The 17396-nt window shown below is 73.6% G+C and carries 17 protein-coding genes and 2 tRNA genes; 8 read left to right on the top strand and 11 right to left on the bottom strand.

Going from position 1 to position 17396, the window contains the following annotated elements:
• Positions 1-3 precede the first annotated feature (3 nt).
• Entirely contained in the window at positions 4-681 is a 678-nt protein-coding gene (locus KC207_RS05975; protein WP_211602003.1) for a hypothetical protein, read from the bottom strand.
• A gap of 60 nt (positions 682-741) precedes the next feature.
• Here KC207_RS05975 and KC207_RS05980 point away from each other — a divergent pair, with 60 nt between their 5' ends.
• The 5 genes from KC207_RS05980 to KC207_RS05995 are packed head-to-tail and all read left to right on the top strand — an operon-like array spanning position 742 to position 4741.
• Positions 742-1485 (top strand): hypothetical protein, encoded by a 744-nt coding sequence (locus KC207_RS05980; protein WP_211602004.1) that lies wholly within the window; start codon positions 742-744, stop codon positions 1483-1485.
• A complete protein-coding gene (locus tag KC207_RS16870) occupies positions 1478-1924 on the top strand; it encodes a hypothetical protein (RefSeq protein ID WP_249138587.1) in 447 nt (148 codons plus the stop codon). The genes KC207_RS05980 and KC207_RS16870 overlap by 8 nt, the downstream gene beginning before the upstream one ends.
• Positions 1921-2886: an AAA family ATPase gene (locus tag KC207_RS05985; protein ID WP_437179124.1), complete on the top strand. Its 966-nt coding sequence runs from the start codon at positions 1921-1923 to the stop codon at positions 2884-2886. The genes KC207_RS16870 and KC207_RS05985 overlap by 4 nt, the downstream gene beginning before the upstream one ends.
• A complete protein-coding gene (locus tag KC207_RS05990; RefSeq protein ID WP_211602005.1) occupies positions 2883-4226 on the top strand; it encodes a DUF58 domain-containing protein in 1344 nt (447 codons plus the stop codon). The genes KC207_RS05985 and KC207_RS05990 overlap by 4 nt, the downstream gene beginning before the upstream one ends.
• Positions 4223-4741: a hypothetical protein gene (locus KC207_RS05995; protein ID WP_211602006.1), complete on the top strand. Its 519-nt coding sequence runs from the start codon at positions 4223-4225 to the stop codon at positions 4739-4741. Before KC207_RS05990 ends, KC207_RS05995 begins: the two co-directional genes overlap by 4 nt.
• Positions 4742-4787: 46 nt before the next feature.
• On the opposite strand, the gene clpX is transcribed toward KC207_RS05995, so the two are convergent.
• From clpX to KC207_RS06020, 5 genes are all read right to left on the bottom strand, one after another.
• On the bottom strand, positions 4788-6071 hold the full coding sequence (clpX, locus tag KC207_RS06000) for an ATP-dependent Clp protease ATP-binding subunit ClpX (protein WP_211602007.1): 1284 nt from the start codon (positions 6069-6071) through the stop codon (positions 4788-4790).
• Between the two features lie 320 nt (positions 6072-6391).
• Complete coding sequence (locus KC207_RS06005; RefSeq protein WP_211602008.1) at positions 6392-6943, bottom strand: hypothetical protein; 552 nt, start codon at positions 6941-6943, stop codon at positions 6392-6394.
• Between the two features lie 708 nt (positions 6944-7651).
• Positions 7652-8293, bottom strand: coding sequence for an ATP-dependent Clp protease proteolytic subunit (locus KC207_RS06010; RefSeq protein WP_211602009.1), 642 nt, complete (start codon positions 8291-8293; stop codon positions 7652-7654).
• A gap of 29 nt (positions 8294-8322) precedes the next feature.
• Positions 8323-8952 (bottom strand): ATP-dependent Clp protease proteolytic subunit, encoded by a 630-nt coding sequence (locus tag KC207_RS06015; protein WP_211602010.1) that lies wholly within the window; start codon positions 8950-8952, stop codon positions 8323-8325.
• Positions 8953-9063: 111 nt separating this feature from the next.
• Positions 9064-10284: an MFS transporter gene (locus tag KC207_RS06020; protein WP_249138588.1), complete on the bottom strand. Its 1221-nt coding sequence runs from the start codon at positions 10282-10284 to the stop codon at positions 9064-9066.
• Positions 10285-10355: 71 nt separating this feature from the next.
• Between KC207_RS06020 and KC207_RS06025 the strand changes: the two genes are divergently transcribed.
• The gene (locus KC207_RS06025) at positions 10356-11447 is read left to right on the top strand and encodes a LacI family DNA-binding transcriptional regulator (protein ID WP_211602011.1); all 1092 of its coding nucleotides are present in this window, start codon (positions 10356-10358) and stop codon (positions 11445-11447) included.
• Between the two features lie 67 nt (positions 11448-11514).
• On the opposite strand, the gene tig is transcribed toward KC207_RS06025, so the two are convergent.
• Positions 11515-12894 (bottom strand): trigger factor, encoded by a 1380-nt coding sequence (gene tig, locus KC207_RS06030; protein WP_211602015.1) that lies wholly within the window; start codon positions 12892-12894, stop codon positions 11515-11517.
• 258 nt (positions 12895-13152) lie between these two features.
• Here tig and KC207_RS06035 point away from each other — a divergent pair, with 258 nt between their 5' ends.
• On the top strand, positions 13153-14115 hold the full coding sequence (locus KC207_RS06035) for a zinc metalloprotease (RefSeq protein WP_249138589.1): 963 nt from the start codon (positions 13153-13155) through the stop codon (positions 14113-14115).
• Between the two features lie 61 nt (positions 14116-14176).
• Here the strand turns inward: KC207_RS06035 and KC207_RS06040 are convergent, their stop codons facing one another.
• The 3 genes from KC207_RS06040 to KC207_RS06050 form a co-directional block, all read right to left on the bottom strand.
• Positions 14177-14845 (bottom strand): potassium channel family protein, encoded by a 669-nt coding sequence (locus KC207_RS06040; RefSeq protein WP_211602018.1) that lies wholly within the window; start codon positions 14843-14845, stop codon positions 14177-14179.
• Complete coding sequence (locus KC207_RS06045; RefSeq protein WP_211602019.1) at positions 14838-16190, bottom strand: TrkH family potassium uptake protein; 1353 nt, start codon at positions 16188-16190, stop codon at positions 14838-14840. The genes KC207_RS06040 and KC207_RS06045 overlap by 8 nt, the downstream gene beginning before the upstream one ends.
• 102 nt (positions 16191-16292) lie before the next feature.
• Positions 16293-16363, bottom strand: a tRNA-Gly gene (locus KC207_RS06050).
• A 93-nt stretch (positions 16364-16456) separates the two neighbouring features.
• Here KC207_RS06050 and KC207_RS06055 point away from each other — a divergent pair.
• Positions 16457-16530 (top strand) — tRNA-Pro (locus KC207_RS06055).
• Between the two features lie 160 nt (positions 16531-16690).
• Here KC207_RS06055 and trmB read toward each other — a convergent pair.
• Positions 16691-17368, bottom strand: a complete 678-nt coding sequence (trmB, locus tag KC207_RS06060; RefSeq protein WP_249138590.1) for a tRNA (guanosine(46)-N7)-methyltransferase TrmB — start codon at positions 17366-17368, stop codon at positions 16691-16693.
• Positions 17369-17396: the final 28 nt, after the last annotated feature.

Raw genomic sequence — 17396 nt, forward strand, 5'->3', positions numbered from 1 at the left:
GGGTCAGGCCGGCGCGGGACGCGGGCTCCGGGCCCGCTCGTGCGCCCGGGCGGTCCGGTGCCCGGTGGGGCGCACGACCATCCACGGCACGTCCCAGCCGGACAGCCGGAGCCGGTGGTGGACGACGACGTCCCGGCGCAGGTGGTCCACCCGTCCCGTCGCCGGGTCGTAGACGTCGAGCATCCGGTCCCCGTCGCCGGGCAGGACGAGGACCACGTGCCGCGGCAGCAGGCCGTTGCCGACGTAGAGCAGCGCAGGCTGCCCGTGCGCGACGACCCGCACGAGGGCGTCGAACGCCTCGACGAGACGGTACTCGTCCAGGCCCCGCACGACGTCGACGCGGTAGCGCGTGCCGATCGTCGAGGCCCCTCGCTCCAGCTCGGCGCGCGCGCCCCACGGCGGGGTGCCGAGGGAGCGCGGCCACGGCGGGCCGACCCGCGGCCCTCCCCGCCGCACCCCGTTGGTGCGGCGCATGACGACGCGCTCGTAGGCGGCGAAGCGCTCGGCCTCGGTCTCCCCCGGTGGCGAGCCCGGCGGACGGGGCCGCCCGGTGCGAACCCACGAGGCGAAGACCGGGTCGACGAGCATCCGGGCGACGGTGAGGCACGCCGAGCCGCAGGTCACCGGGGACTGCTGGACCGGCCCGGTGTCGCCGGCGCGCAGCCGGTACGTCGTCGCCACGCCCCCATCGTGGCCGCCCGACCGCCCCGTCGCCAGCACCCGTGTGGTTCAGTGTGTCCCGTGGGGAGGACGGACACCGTGCGACGCCGGGCGACCGGCCCGGTGCTGCTGTGCGCCGGGCTGGTCCTCGCCTGCCTCGCCGTGCTGTGGGCCGCCTCGGCCCCCCGCCCCGGTCCGGACTACTCGCTCGGTGTCGCGACGACCACGAACGTCCCGCAGGACGCCCTCCCCATGGACCTCGACGCCGACGCGCTCGACGGCAGCCCACCCCCCGTCGGTGACCCCGCCGACGACGACGGGATCGTCGGGTACCTCGTCGCGGGCCTCCTCGTCCTCGTCCTCGCCGTCGTCGCCGCCCTCCTGCTCCACCGCCTCGTCCGGGCGCTGCTGCGCGCCTGGCGCGAGCGACGGTCCGTCGGGGCCGACGACACCACCGCGCCCGACCTGGAGCGGGTCGCCACCGCACTCGTCGTCGACGCCGAGGGGCGCCGCGTCGCGCTACGTGGTGGCACGCCCGCCGAGGGCATCGTCGCGGCGTGGACCCGGCTCGAGGACTCGCTGCGCTCGGCGGGCCTGGCGATGCCGGCCTCGCGGGTGTCCAGCGAGACGACCCTCGCCGCCCTCGCCCGGTTCGGCGTCGACGCCACCGCCCTGACGACGCTCGACGACCTCTACCGCCAGGCCTCATGGTCGAGCCACGCGATGACCGAGGACGACCGCGCCCGGGCCGAGGCCGCCCACGACGCCCTCGACGCGGAGCTGGCGGCGGCCTCGACCCGGCGGGATGCCGCGAGCCGTGCCTGACCTGCGCTCCCGCCGGCTGGTGGGCCTCCTCGCCGCTGCGGGCGTGGCGGTCGTCGTCCTCACCGCGGTGCGCGGGGTCGTCGTGCTCCTCGCCGTCGCCTCCCTCCTCCTCGCCGCCGCCGTCGGCCTCGGGCTCCTGCCCCTGCTGCGCCGCGACGACGTCGACTGGGACTGGCTGCCCGGCCGGGCCGAGGCCCCCACGCCCGAGCCCGGCCTCGCCCGGCTCCACCGGCTCGTCGCCCCCTCCGCGACCGACACCACCGCCGACCGCGAGCTGCACGACCTCGTCGGGACCCTCGCCGACGAGCGCGGTGCCACCGGTCGTCCCGGACCGCTCGCGGACTACCTCGCGGGCCCCCCGCGCCGCCTCGACCTCGCCGCCCTGGAAGCCGTCGTCGACGACCTCGACACCGTCCCGCCCCCCGAGGAGCACCCGTGACCGACATCCCCACGACGCACCGGCGCGCCACCGCCGTCCTCGACGAGGTCGACACCGTCGTCGTCGGCAAGCGCGCCGCCACCGAGGTCGTCCTCGCGGCCGTCCTCGCCGGGGGGCACGTCCTCATGGAGGACTACCCGGGGCTCGGCAAGACCCTCGCCGCGCGCACCTTCGCGACCACGCTCGGTCTCGACTTCACCCGCGCGCAGTTCACCCCGGACCTGCTGCCCTCGGACCTCACCGGCTCCTTCGTCTACGACCAGGGACGGGGCGGCTTCGAGTTCCGGCACGGCCCGGTCTTCACCGGTCTCCTGCTCGCCGACGAGATCAACCGCACCCCGCCGAAGACCCAGGCCGCCCTGCTCGAGGCGATGCAGGAGCACCAGGTCACCGTCGAGGGCCAGACCTTCCCGCTCCCCCGGCCCTTCCACGTCCTCGCGACGGCCAACCCGGTCGAGTACGAGGGCACCTACCCCCTGCCCGAGGCCCAGCTCGACCGGTTCCTCGTCCGGGTGGCGTTCGGGTACCCCGACGCCGACGAGGAGTGGCAGGTGCTGTCCCGGCGGATGGAGCGGCGCCAGGAGGACCAGCAGGCCCGTCAGGTCGTCGACCCCGCCCAGCTGCTCGAGATGCAGGGCGCCCTCGAGGACGTGACGGTCGCCCCGGAGGTCGGCCGCTACTGCGTCGCCCTGGCGCGGGCGACCCGCGGGCACGAGCACGTGCTCATGGGGTCCTCGCCTCGGGGGTCCCTGGCGCTGCTGCTCGTCGGCCGGGCACTCGCCGTCGTCCGGGGGCGGGACTACCTCGCCCCGGACGACGTCAAGACGGTCGCCCCGGCGGTGCTGGAGCACCGCGTCGTCGTCCGCCCGGAGCTGTGGATGACCGAGGTGACGAGCGGGTCGGTCGTCGCCGACGTCCTGCGGACGGTGCCCGCGCCTCGCGTCACCGTCCAGGAGCGGTGAGCGGCGGCTGGCGGCCGACCCGGTCCCTCGGCCGGGGTGCGGCCGTCGGGGTGCTTGCGCTCGTCGCGGGTGCGGTCGCCGGGCGCGCGGACCTCGCCGTCGTCGGCGTCCCGCTCCTCGCGGCCGCCGTGTGGGCCGTCGCGACCCACCCCCGGGCGACGCCCACGGTGCGCTGCCGGGTGGGCGAGGTGACCCTCCGCGAGGGCGGGACGACGACGTGGCGCGTCGACGTCGACCCCGTCCCGGGCCTGCGCGAGGTCCTCGCCCACCTCCCGGGGTCGCGGTGGGCGCCGGTCCGCCCCGCGCACGGCCACGTCGCCGCGACGGTCACCTCCGCCGCGGAGGCGGTCCCCGTCGCCGTGGAGGTGACTCCGACGCGGTGGGGCCGGCACCCGCTCGGTCCGGCGCAGGTCGTCGCGGTCGGCGACCTCGCGGGCTACGTCTGGACGTGGCCGGTCCAGCGGACCGAGGAGGTCGGGGTGCTGCCGAACCCCGGGACCTTCACCTCGCGGGCGACGCTGCCGCACCCGGTCGGCCTCGTCGGGGCCCACCGGTCGACGCGGCCGGGCAGCGGGACCGAGCTCGCGGACATCCGGCCCTTCCGCACCGGGGACCGGCTGCGCCGCATCCACTGGCCGGTCTCGCTGCGGGCCGGGGAGCTGCACGTGACGACGAGCCACGCCGACGAGGACGCCGAGGTCCGCATCGTCCTCGACGCCGTCCGGGACCTCGGGACTCGGGACCCTGCGACCGGCCGGGTGTCATGCCTGGACGTCGCCGTGGAGGCGGCCGGTGCCGTCGCTGCCCACTACCTCGGCACCGGTGACCGGGTGGGGCTGTCCGTCCTCGGCGGTGGGCTCGTCGAGGTCCCCGCCGTCGGGGGTCACCACCAGCTCGAGCGGATCCTGTCGGGGCTCAGCCGGACCCGGCCGTCGACGGGGACCATCGGCGAGGACCGGACGCTGCGCGCCCAGCTGAACCGGCCCGTGCCGCCCGGGGCGGTCGTCGTGCTGATGTCCTCGCTCGTCGCCGCCGCCCCGCTGGCGCGCGCGGTCCGGCTCGCCCGGACGGGTCACGTCGTCATCGTCGTCGACACCCTGCCGCCCGCCCTCGCCGGCCCCGCCGTCACCGCCGAGGAGGCCGCCGCCGCGAGTGGCGTCGAGGACCCCCGGGCGGCGCGGGTCGTCTGGCGGCTGCGGATGCTGGACCGCGAGCGCGAGGTGCGGCGGTGTGCCGCCGCGGGAGTCCCGGTCGTGCCGTGGCGGGGGGCGGGGTCCCTCGACGCCGTGCTGCGCGGCACCTCGCGTCGCGGCCGAGCCCCCCGGGCGGTGCGGCGATGATCCCCGCCCGCCGCTGGCGACCGACGACGTGGGCGGCGGTCGGGGGCGCCGACCTGCTCGTCGTCCTGCTGGCGGCGCCCGGGAGCACGGGCCTCGTGCTCACCCTCGTCGTGCTCGCCCTCGTCGTCCTCACCGGCTGGGCGCTGTGGCGACCGGGAGGCTGGGGTGCCCTCGCGCTCGTCGTCGCGCAGGTGTGGGCGGCCGTCGCGACCCGTCCCGCTCCCGTCACCCCGGTCGAGTGGGCCCTCGTCGTGGCGGTGGCGACGGGGGTGCTCGTGACGCACCTGTCGCTGGCCCTGCTCGCGGCGTGGCCGCCGGGGGCGGGCCTGCCCCGTCCGACCGCGGCGCGGTGGGGGCGGCAGGTCGGTGCGCTGGCCCTCGGTGGCGGGCTGGCCGCGGTCGTCGCCGCGGTCGCGTCGTCGACCCCGCTCGGGTGGGAGGTCCGGCTCGGGGCGGTCGCCGTGCTGCTGCTCGGGGTGGTGACCGTGCAGCTGGCGGTCGCGGCCCGCGACTGAGGGGTCGCACGCGCCGCACGCGGGCCGGCGGTGGATCGGGTGCGCGTCAGGCGGAACGCTTGCGGGGCGTGCGCTTCCGGCCGCCCTCGTCGTGCCGGACGATCGTCGGCAGCACGTTCTCGAGGACGACCTCGCGGGTCACGACGACCTTGGCGATCTCGTCGTCGCTCGGGACGTCGAACATCACGGGGAGGAGGACCTCCTCCATGATCGCCCGCAGGCCGCGGGCGCCGGTGCCGCGGGCGAGCGCCTGCTCGGCGACGGCCTCGATGGCGTCGTCGCTGAACTCGAGGTCGACGCCGTCGATCTCGAACATCTTCCTGTACTGCTTGACGAGGGCGTTGCGCGGCTCGGTGAGGATCCGCACGAGGGCGGCGACGTCGAGCGGCGCGACCGTCGTGATGACGGGCAGGCGGCCGATGAACTCGGGGATGAGGCCGAACTTCATGAGGTCCTCGGGCATGACCTCGTGGATGCTCTCGGCGAGGTCCTTCGGCGTGTGCAGCTCGGAGCCGAAGCCGAGCCCCTTCTTGCCGTGCCGCGACTCGATGAGCTTCTCCAGCCCGGCGAACGCGCCGCCCACGATGAACAGCACGTTCGTCGTGTCGATCTGGATGAACTCCTGGTGCGGGTGCTTGCGGCCACCCTGCGGGGGGACGGACGCGGTCGTGCCCTCGAGGATCTTCAGCAGCGCCTGCTGGACGCCCTCGCCGGAGACGTCGCGGGTGATCGACGGATTCTCGCTCTTGCGGGCGATCTTGTCGACCTCGTCGATGTAGATGATGCCCGTCTCGGCCTTCTTGACGTCGTAGTCGGCGGCCTGGATGAGCTTGAGGAGGATGTTCTCGACGTCCTCGCCGACGTAGCCGGCCTCGGTGAGCGCGGTGGCGTCGGCGATGGCGAACGGCACGTTGAGCATCTTCGCGAGGGTCTGGGCGAGGTAGGTCTTGCCGCAGCCGGTCGGGCCGATGAGCAGGATGTTCGACTTGGCGATGTCGACGTGCTCGGCGTCCTTCTTGCTCGGCGCCGCCTCGCCGGCCTGGATGCGCTTGTAGTGGTTGTAGACGGCGACGGCGAGCGCGCGCTTGGCGACGTCCTGGCCGACGACGTAGTTCTGGAGGAACTCGAAGATCTCCCGGGGCTTGGGCAGCTCGTCGAGGCCCAGCTCGCCGGACTCCGCGAGCTCCTCCTCGATGATCTCGTTGCACAGGTCGATGCACTCGTCGCAGATGTACACCCCGGGACCGGCGATGAGCTTCTTGACCTGCTTCTGCGACTTCCCGCAGAAGGAGCACTTCAACAGGTCACTGGTCTCTCCGACGCGTGCCACTGACGTGTCCTTCCCTCGGCTGGCGACGACGGGCCCGACGCTACCCGCCGCGATCTGCTGACGCACCCATTGAAACGCCGCCCCGCGCGCCGCGTCGCGACGGTTCGCTGTCAGCGCAACACCCCGCTCCCCCACCGGCCCCACCCGCCCCGCCGGGGGGCCAGACGTCTCCCAGTCCCGTCACTCCCGCCCACTCCTGCTGTCGTCGTCGAGTCCCGGCGTCATGACACCCGTGGTCGGCGACATCAGCGCGACACGACGAGATCGGCATGCCTGGGAGAGGTCTCGCGGCATCGGCATCGACCGGCGACGGGGGCGGGTCAGCCGGCCTTTGCCGCACCGAGGTCGAACCACGAGCTCCGCGGGGAGCCGTGGACGCCGATGTCGGCGAGGACCGGCCGGAGACGCTCGGGGTGCGACGCCTCGGTCCATCCCCAGCGGCCGACGTCCGCCTGCCGCCGGAGTCGGTCCTCCCGCCGCTTCTCCGCCCAGAGCACCTCGGCCGCCTCCTGCGGATCGGTCCCGTCGGCGACCTGGTACTTCACCCGGCCGTCGAACTCACCGACCGCATGCACCCACTCGAAGTCGACGTACCCGATCAGACCCTGGGCGTCCTCTCGCTTGCCCTGCAGTGTCGGCCGCGGCACGTTGAGCCGGAACATCTGCACCCGGGACAGGCTCTCGCCCGGGGACATGCTGTCGCCGTCGGCCAGGTCCCGCACGAGAGCACAGCGCCTGCGCCCCCGCGTCCCTGCGGGGACGGCGGCGACCTCGTCCGCCAGCTGTTCCGCCGTGCACAGCCCGTACCGCAGCGCGTGGTCCGCCGCCGCGACCGCCGTGACGAGCGAACCGGTCCGCGCGAGGTCGACCACCGTCCGTTCCGCCGACGTCACCCGCAGTCCGCGGCGCACGACCTGCCGGGCCGGTGCGCCGACGTGCGGCCGGACCAGGCGTGAACCCCTCGCCGACGGATGAGCCGCGAGGACGTGCACGGTGGTCGGCCACGGCTCGATGCGGGGCAGCCCCCACACCGCAGCTGCGGAGGTGAGCGCATAGACGCGATCGGACGAGGACGCCGCTCGGAGGTCGCTCGCGTGGACGAGGGCCGCGTGCCGTTGCTCGGGCGTCAGCCCGTTCCACTGATGCACCGGGAGCCAGGCCCCGTGACTCACGTGGTGCCATCCCGTGACCCGGCACGGTTCCAGCCCGGCGAGCCGGAGATCCCGCCCCAGGCGGAGCGCGGTCGGGTCGAACGATGACGGTGCTGTGGGTCCCCTCATCACCTCAGGCTGACACTGGCACGTCCCCCGCGGTGTCCGATATCCACAGGCCCCGTGCCCCGACGACGCGGGAGATGTACTCCCAGCGGAGTCGCTGTCGCCGATCCCTGTCGACCTCGTCGAGACCTGCCGTCATGACGCCATGGATCGGCGAGATCGGCATGACCGAGCAGGAGCGACGTGCTGGAACGAGACCGACGTGGGGCGACGGCGCCGCCATGGTGGGGAAGAGCGTCCGCTCCGGGAACGACGACGCCGCCCGGTCGCGGGACCGGACGGCGCCGTGGAGCGCAGCGGCCGTCAGTTGGCCTTGCGGGAGGTGAGGATCTCGTCGACGAGGCCGTAGTCCTTGGCGCCCTGCGCGGAGAGGATCTTGTCGCGCTCGATGTCCTTGCGGACCTCCTCGGCGGACTTGTTGCTGTGGTGCGCGATCGTCTCCTCGAGCCACTCGCGCATCCGGATGATCTCGTTCGCGTGGATCTCGAGGTCGGACGCCATACCGCCGGTGCCCTCGATCGCGGGCTGGTGGATGAGCACCCGGGCGTTCGGCAGGGCGAACCGCTTGCCCTGCGCGCCGGCACCGAGGAGCACCGCCGCCGCGGACGCCGCCTGGCCGATGCAGTAGGTCTGCACGTCGGGGCGGACGTACTGCATCGTGTCGTAGATCGCCGTCATCGCGGTGAACGAGCCACCGGGGCTGTTGATGTACATGAGGATGTCGCGGTCGGGGTCCTGCGACTCCAGCACGATGAGCTGGGCGATGACGTCGTCCGCGGACGCGTCGTCGACCTGCACCCCGAGGAAGATGATGCGGTCCTCGAAGAGCTTCGTGTAGGGGTCGAGGCGCTTCATGCCGTACGAGGTGCGCTCCTCGAACTGCGGCATGATGTAGCGGCTGCTCGGGGCCGGCACCTGGAGGCGGCCGGTGATGTCTGGGTTCATGTCTCTCTCTCAGCTCGTCTCGGCCGGGATCAGTCGGAGGTGACGGGGTTGTCGCCGTGGCGGCCGGCCATGTCGGCCTTGGTGATGACGTGGTCGACGAAGCCGTACTCCTTGGCCTCGGACGCCGTGAACCAGCGGTCGCGGTCGGAGTCCTTCTCGATCTGCTCCTCGGACTGACCGGTGTGCTCGGCGATGAGCCCCGCCATCTGCTTCTTGATGTGGATGAGCTGCTCCGCCTGGATCTTGATGTCCGACGCGGTACCGCCGATGCCGCCGGAGGGCTGGTGCATCATGACGCGGGCGTGCGGGGTGGCGTAGCGCTTGCCGGGCGTGCCCGCGGAGAGCAGGAACTGCCCCATGGAGGCGGCCATGCCCATGGCGACGGTCGCGACGTCGTTCGGCACCCACTGCATCGTGTCGAAGATCGCCATGCCGGCCGTGACGGACCCGCCCGGGCTGTTGATGTACAGCCAGATGTCCTTCTCGGGGTCCTCGGCGGCGAGGAGCAGCATCTGCGCGCAGATCGCGTTCGCGTTGTCGTCGCGGACGTCGGACCCGAGGAAGATGATCCGCTCCTTGAGGAGGCGGTTGTAGATGTGGTCGTCCAGGCCGGACTTCTGGCCCTCGCCCTGGGCGACGACGGTCTCGGTGTCGGTCACGCTGGGTCGCTCCTCGCTCGTTCGGGATTCGTTCCTGTCAGTGACCCTAACGCCCGCCCGGGCGACCGGTACTCCCGGTCCGGCGCCTGTTCGCCGTGAGCGTAGGAGGGCTCAGCGGGCCTCCGGCTCGCGGACCGAGGTGACGACGGAGAGGGCGAGCAGGGCCAGCGCCCCGACGACGAGCAGCGCGTGGAGCACCCCGACGGCGTCGCCGAGGAACCCGAGCACCGGCGGGCCGGCGATGAAGGCGACGTAGCCGATCGTCGCGACGACGGACATCCGGGCGGCGGCCCGCTCGGGGTCGTCGGCGGAGGCGCTCATCCCGACGGGGAACCCGAGCGACGCGCCGACCCCCCAGACCGCCGCGCCGACGAAGGCGAGCACCGGACCGCCGAAGACGACGAGCAGCGCACCGACGACGGCGAAGCCGAACCCGACCCGCAGCGTCGGGACGCGGCCGTACCGGTCGAGCAGACCCGTGCCGAGGACGCGGCCGATGGTCATGAAGGTGAGGAAGGTGGCGAAGCCCAGGACCCCGGCCCAGGCAGGCAGGTCGTAGCCGTCGACGAAGGCGACCGAGAGCCAGTCGTTGGCCGTGCCCTCGGTGGCGGCGGCGGCCAGGACGACGACGCCGATGAGCAGGGTCCGCGGCTCGAGCCACGCCGAGCGGACGACCGGCCGCGGGGTCGACGCCGTCGCGTCCGCGGTCTCCTCGCCGTCGCCGGGGACCATCGCCGCGGGCAGGAACCGGCGCAGCGCCCACGCGGCGACGGCGACGGTGAGCACCGCGGTGACGGCGAAGTGCACGACCAGCGGCACCCGGCCCCACGACGCGGCCGCCCCGACGAGCGCCGAGAGCACCGTGCCCCCGGAGAAGGCCGCGTGGAAGTGCGGCATGACGGAGCGGCCGAGCGCCCGCTCGACCCCCGCCCCCTCCAGGTTCATCGCGACGTCCCAGAATCCGACGCCGAGCCCGAGGAGGAAGAGGCCGACGGCGACGAGCGGCAGCGGACCCCCGGCGTCGACGGCCGCCCCCACGGCGAGGAGCCCGACGACGCCGACGGCGGCGCCGAGACCCACGGTGCGCCCGGCGCCGATCCGCTCGCTCACCCGGCCCGCGAGCGGCAGGCCGAGCACCGAACCGACGCTCATCGCGAGCAGAAGGGTCCCGAGCCGGCCGGGCGTGAGGTCGAGGTCGAGCTTGGCGTCGGCGATCCGGCTGGCCCACGAGGCGAACACGATCCCGGCGAGCGCGAAGACGGCGAAGACCGCCGTCCGCGCGGCGACGACCCGCTCGCGCGGCGGGGCGGGGATCTGCGCGGTCGTGCTCACGGTCGGGTCTCCTCGGGACGCGGGTCGCGGGTCGAATCGATTCGATCGAATCGATTCGATATCGTGCCACCATGCCGTCCGCAGGTCAAAAGCACGCGAGCGAGGCCCGCCGTCGTCCGACGATGCGCGCCGTCGCCGAGCGCGCCGGGGTCTCCACCTCGACCGCCTCCCTCGTCTTCAGCGGCCGCGGGCCGGTCGCGGCGGCGACCGCCGAGCGGGTCCGCGCCGCCGCCGCCGACCTGGGCTTCAGCGGCCCCGACCCGCTCGCCTCCTCGCTGCGCCGCGGCCGGGTCGGCACCGTCGCGGTCGTCGTCGAGGGACCGCTGCGGTACGCCTTCCGCGACCCGTTCGCGCTCGGCGTCCTCGACGGCCTCGCCGAGGAGCTCGACGCGGCGGGCCGCACGATGCTGCTCGTCGCGCAGCACCCGGAGGAGCCCGAGCGGGCCGTCGACCAGCTGGCCACCCAGGCCGTCGACGCCGCCGTCTTCCCGCTCTGCGGCATCGCGGACAACCCCCTCGTCGACCACCTCGGCGCCCGCGGAGTCCCGGTCGTCGGCAGCGGCGCCCCTGTCGACCCCAGGGTCTCCCACGTGCGCACCGACGAGGAGGCGGGCATCGCGCTCACGACACGACACCTGCTGGACCTCGGCCACACTCGGCTCGGTCACGTCGCGATGCCCCTCTCCCCCGGTGTCCGCACGGCGACCGCGGGCCTGCAGGACGTCGAGACGGCCGGCTACCCCGACGCCCGCGACCGGGCGCGGGGCTTCCTCGCCCTCGCCGGCGCGCACGCCCCCGTCGTCCAGACCGCGGACCTCACGGTCGAGGCCGGGGAGGAGGCTGGCCGGCTGCTGCTCGCCGTCCCGGCGGACGTCCGCCCGACCGCCGTCGTCTGCCAGGCCGACCTCCTCGCCGCGGGGGTGATGCGCGCCGCTGCGGCGCTCGGGCTGCGTGTCCCCGAGGACCTCTCCGTCACCGGGTTCGACGGTGTCGACCTGCCGTGGCTCGACGAGACCCTCACGACCGTCGTCCAGCCGGGGGTCGAGAAGGGCCGGGCGCTCGGGCGTCTCGTCCGGCGCGTCCTCGACGGGGAGCAGGTCGGCGACGAGCCGTTCCCCACGTCGTTGCGGGTGGGGACGACGACCGCTGCCCCGCCGGGCTGATCGGGCCCCGGACGCGACGCGGCGCCGCACCCCGTCCGGGGTGCGGCGCCGTCGTCGGGTGCGCGGGTCAGGCCTGCGCGGGCTTGCCCTCGTCGCCGTGGGCGGCCTCGGCCTCCGGGGCGGCACCGGCCTCGTCGGTGGTCGCGTCCGCGGCCTCCTCGCCGGCGGCGTCACCCTCCTCGTCGGGGACGAGCGCGTCGAGGTCGACCTCGTTGCCGCTCGCGTCGGTGACCTTGGCCTCGTCGAGGACGGCCGCGAGCGCCTTGCGCCGGGCGACCTCCTGGACGATGGAGGGGATCTGGCCCTGCTGGTCGACGGCCTGGGCGAACTGGTTCGGGTCCATGCCGTACTGCTGGGCGCTCATGACGAGGTACTCGATGAGCTCGGGCTGCTCGACCTTGACCTCGAGCCGCTCGGCGACCGCGTCGAGCAGGAACTGCGCCCGCAGCGCCTTGCGGGTGCTCTCCTGCACCTCGGCGCGGTGCTCGTCGTCCTCGAGCCGGTTCTCGCCCTCGAGGTGCTGGTGCACCTCGGCCTCGACGACGCCGTCCGGGACGGGGACCTCGACGGTCTCCAGGAGGTGGTCCAGGAGCCGGTCGCGCGCCTGGATGCCCTGCTCGTAGGCCTTGGCCTGCTCGGCCTGCTTCTCGACGTCGGCGCGCAGCTCGTCCATCGTGTCGAACTCGGAGGCCAGCTGGGCGAACTCGTCGTCGAGCTCGGGGAGCTCGCGGACCTTGACGGACTGCACGGTGACGGTGCACTCGGCGTCCTGGCCCTCCTGGTCGCCACCGGCGAGCGGGGCGGTGAAGGTCTTCGTCTCGCCGGCCGACATGCCGGTGAGGGCGTCGTCGATGCCCTCGAGCATGTTGCCCGAACCGACCTCGTAGGAGACGCCCTCGACGGAGTCGATCTCGTCGCCGTCGATCTCGGCCGAGAGGTCGATCGACACGTGGTCGCCGGTCTCGACGGGGCGGTCGACGCCGACGAGCGTGCCGAACCGCTCGCGCAGCGCGGTCATCCGCTCCTGGACGTCCTCGTCGGTGACGGCGACGTCGTCGACGGAGACGGCGATGCCACTGAGCTCGGGGAGCTCGATCGTCGGCCGCACGTCGGTCTCGACGGTGAACTCGAGGTCCTGGCCGTCCTCGAGCGGGACCCCGGTGACGTCGACCTCGGGCTGGCCGATGGCGCGGAGGTCCTCCTTCTCCGCGGCCTGCGCGAAGAACTGGGGCAGCGCCTCGTTGACGGCCTCCTGGACGACCGCGCCGCGGCCGATCCGCTGGTCGATGATGCGGTTCGGGACCTTGCCCTTGCGGAAGCCGGGCACCTGGACCTGGGAGCCGATGGTCGCGTAGGCCTTGTCGAGCATGGGCTTCAGCTCGTCGAAAGGGACCTCGACGGTCAGCTTGACCCGAGTCGGGCTCAGGGTCTCGACGGCACTCTTCACTTCGGGCACTCCGTACGGATGGGTCGGGGGTCTGCGGTCGGGCGTCGCTCCCGGCCGGGGCCAGGACGTCCGGGGCGCACAGGAGCGCGACGCCCGGAACGACGCCGAACCGTCACTCTAGCGGCGGGGGGCGCGCCGACCGAATCGGACGGGACGTGCTCGCCCCCTTCCCCCACGGCCCCGCCGGGGAATAGCGTCCGCTCACGCGCGCCGACCGACCGGGACGGCGCCCGACCCCGAAGGACGCACATGGGTCCCGTGACCACCACCCGCGGTCGTCTCACCGCAGCCGGCGCCCTGGCGGCCGGCCTCGTCGCCGTCGCCGCCCTCACCGGGAGCAGCGCCGCCGCCACCGCCGCCTCGCCGTCGCCCGGCGTGCTCGAGTGCGACCCGCTGACCGGGGAGCCGACGAGCGCCGCCCGGGTCGCCGACGGCGCGACCGCGAAGGAGCCGAAGCTCTACCCCGACAACGAGGCCAAGGCGTACGGGGTCCTCAAGGACTCCCCGCTCCTCGCGGCGGGGTCGGTGACGATCGACACCGTCTTCCACGTCATCTCCGACGTCGAGCCGACCGCCGACGAGCGGACCCGGACGGAGACGATGATCGAGGACCAGGTCGAGGTCCTCAACGCCTCGTTCTCCGGCGAGACCTCGCCGACCGCGGCCGACAGCCCGTTCCGGTTCGACCTCGTCGACACGACGTGGACGGTGAACGGCGACTGGTACACGGTGACCCCGGGCAAGGCCGAGCGCGACATGAAGAAGGCCCTGCACACCGGCGACGCGACGACGCTCAACGTGTACGTCGCGAACATCGGCGGCGGCCTGCTCGGGTGGGCGTACTTCCCCAAGGGCTACAACAACGGCCGCGACTACATCGACGGCGTCGTGATCCTCGACGAGTCGATGCCCGGCGGCACCGCCGGGATCTACGCCGAGGGCGACACCCTGACCCACGAGGTCGGCCACTGGATGATGCTCGAGCACACCTTCGCCCACGGCTGCAGCGCGGCCGGCGACTTCGTGGAGGACACCCCCAAGGAGGCCTTCCCGCAGTTCGGCTGCCCCGAGGGCGCCGACTCGTGCACGGCACCCGGCCTGGACCCGGTGCACAACTTCATGGACTACACGCAGGACTCGTGCATGAACGAGTTCACGCCCGGCCAGGTCGAGCGGATGAACGACGCGTGGGTCCAGTTCCGCGCGGGCGCCAAGGCCTGAGCCGGCCCGAGGCGCCGCCCGTCGACGGGGTCCCGGCCGCGGTCTGGGCCCCGTCGGCGCGTCACGCCTCGTTCGAGAAGCGCTCGACCTTCGTCCGGTCGCCGGAGACGATGATGACGTCGCCGGCCTGTGGCACCGTCTCGGGGACCGCGTAGGTGAAGGCCTCACCGCGGGGCTTGATGCCGACGACGGTGACGCCGTACCGCGAGCGCACGCCCGCCTCGGCGAGGGTGCGTCCGACGATGCTCTCCGGCGGGGTCGTCTTCACCATCGCGTAGCCGTCGTCGAACTCGATGTAGTCGAGCAGTCGCCCCCGGACCAGGTGGGCGACCCGGCGCCCCATGTCGAACTCCGGCCGCACGACGTGGTGGACGCCGACCTGCTCGAGGATCTTGCCCTGCGACTCGGTGACGGCCTTGCCCCAGATCGTCCGCACCCCGAGGGTGCGCAGGACGAACGCGGTGAGGATGCTCGCCTCGACGTCGCTGCCGATGCCGATGACCGCCTGGCGGAACTCCCCGACCGACAGCTGGCGCATCGCCTCCAGGTCGGTCGTGTCCGCCTCGACGACGTGGGTGAGCCGGCCGGCGAGGTCCTGGACCCGCTTGCCGTCGACGTCGATGCCGAGGACCTCGACGCCGTCCCGCTCGAGCTCGAGGGCGAGCGACTTGCCGAACCGGCCGAGACCGAGGACGACGACGCCCCCCGTGTCGGCGACCTTCCTAGCCAATGATCGGCGCTCCTTCCGGGTAGGTGTACCGGCGCGGGCGCTCCCGGAGCGCGAGCGCCGACACGAGGGTGATCGGGCCGAGTCGCCCGACGAACATGAGGACGACGACGACGATCTTCGCCGGGTCGTTCAGGTTGGGGGTGATCCCCGTCGACAGGCCGACCGTGCTGAAGGCCGACGTCGCCTCGAAGAGCACGTCGGCGAGGGCGAAGTCGGTGAGCTCGGTGAGGAGCATCGTCGCGAACGTCACGATCCCGATCCCGAGGAGGGCGACGGTGAGCGCCTGGCGGACGACCCGGTGCTCGATCCGGCGGTCGAAGGCGACGACCTGCGGGTCGCCGCGCACCTCGGCGACGATGACGAAGAACAGGATGATGAAGGTCGTCACCTTGAGACCTCCCGCCGTGCCGGCGGAGCCCCCGCCGACGAACATGAGGATGATCGTCCCGAGCAGGGTCTCCTGGGTGATCTCCGAGTAGTCCCAGGCGTTGAACCCCGCGGTCCGCGGCTGGACGGCGTGGAAGAAGCCTGCCAGCACCTTCTGGGCCGGGTCGAGGGTGCCGATGGTGTCGACGTTGGTCCACTCGCTCGCGGTGACGAAGAGGGTGCCCCCGACGAGGAGGATGCCCGTCATGAGGACGGTGAGCCGGGTGTGCAGGCTCCATCGGCGCGGGTGGGTGCGGCGGCCGAGCTCGAGCATGACGGGGAAGCCCAGGCCGCCGACGATGATCGCGACCGAGACCGGCAGGAGGATCCAGCCGTCGGTGAGGTAGCGCGTGAGGCTGTCGGAGTAGAGCGAGAACCCGGCGTTGTTGAAGGCCGACACCGCGTGGAAGACCCCGAGCCACGTCGCCCGCCCCGGTGGCAGGCCCTGGACGAGCAGCCGGCCGGTGAGCAGGACGGCCACCGCCACCTCGACGACGACGGTGACGACGAGGACGCCCCGCACGACCTGGCGGACGTCGCCGAGGCCGACGCTCTTGGTCTCCGCGGCGGCGTTGAGCCGGGTGCGCAGCCCGAGACGCCGGCTCACGAAGAGCACGAGGAGGGACGCGAGGGTCATCAGGCCGAAGCCGCCGACCTGGACGAGGGCGAGGATGATCGCGTGGCCGGTGCTCGTCCAGTACGTCTCGGTGTCGACGACGACGAGGCCGGTGACGCAGACGGCGCTCGTCGCGGTGAAGAGCGCGGTGACCGGGTCGGCCCCGCCGCCCTCGGCGCGGGTGCCGGGGAGCATGAGGAGCAGGGTGCCGACGAGGACGGTCGCGCCGAACGCGGCGACGACGACCTGGCCGGGGTGCCGGAAGATCTCGCGCTTCCGACGGCGCGGTGGTGCGGACGTCACGAGGGAACAGCATGGCACCCGCCGGGTGGTCCCGGGGCAGCAATGGCTCGCGGCCTGCGCGACGACCCTCGACGGGGTCCGGCGGTGGCCCGTCGCCGACGGAGCGGGCGACGGGAATCGAACCCGCGTAGCCAGTTTGGAAGACTGGGGCTCTACCATTGAGCTACGCCCGCGCACCTCGTCGGCGTGCACCGCGAGGGCAGCGCTAGCCTAGGGCCCGCGCGCCCGGACCCGAAATCCTCGAGGCCCTTCGGAGCGGCGTGGCGCGGGGTATGGCGCAGGTTGGTAGCGCGTCCGCTTTGGGAGCGGAAGGTCGTCGGTTCGAATCCGGCTACCCCGACAGCTCGGCACCTCCTGAGGCGTCCTGCACGCCCGAGGCAAGGGAACCTCCCGCGAGACACGACCTCCGTTCCCTTGTCTCGGCGGACATTTCGGGGTCACCCCGAAAAGTGGAGGCTCATGAGTCGGGTGGGGCCGCCGTCAGGGGTGCGGGTGCGGGGTCAGCGAGCGGTGCAGCGGAACTCGGACACCGTCCGGCCGTGCCGCAGTCCCTTGGCCTCGAACCCGTCGTCCGGCCGCCAGTCCGGGCGCTCCCCCTCGACGACGTCGAAGCCGTCGTGCGCCGCGAGCTGCTCGCGGCAGTGCTCGGCGTAGGTGTCGATGTCGGTGGCGACGAGCAGCCGCCCGCCCGGCCGCAGCCGCGACGCGAGGAGGGTGAGGCTGTGCTGCTGGACGAAGCGCCGCTTGGCGTGCCGCTTCTTCGGCCACGGGTCGGGGAAGAAGAGGTGGACGGCGTCGAGGGTGTCCGGGGCGACCCGGTCGGTGAGCAGCGGCAGGGCGTCGCCGACGTGGACCCGCAGGTTGTCGACCCCCGCCTCGTCGGCGGCGGCGAGCATCCGCGCCACCCCGGGGACGTGGACGTCGACCGCGACCACGTCGGCGTCCGGATGGGCGGCCGCGTAGGCGATGGCGGCCGCCCCGTGCCCGGAGCCGATCTCGAGGACGACGGGGCCGCGCCGACCGAACACCCGCTCCGGCACGAGGGGGCCCTCGGGCAGCTCACGGCCCGGGAGGAGGGTCGCCATCCGCTCGTCCGTCAGCGGGCTGTTGCGCCACCGGGGGGTGAAGGTGCGCACGCCCTCGCGGGGCGTGTGGTCGAGGACCGGGCGGGAGGCCACGGGCGGAACCTTTCGGGCGGGGTCGGAC

This window comes from Phycicoccus avicenniae, from assembly GCF_018139485.1.
Classification (GTDB): Bacteria; Actinomycetota; Actinomycetes; order Actinomycetales; family Dermatophilaceae; genus Phycicoccus; species Phycicoccus avicenniae.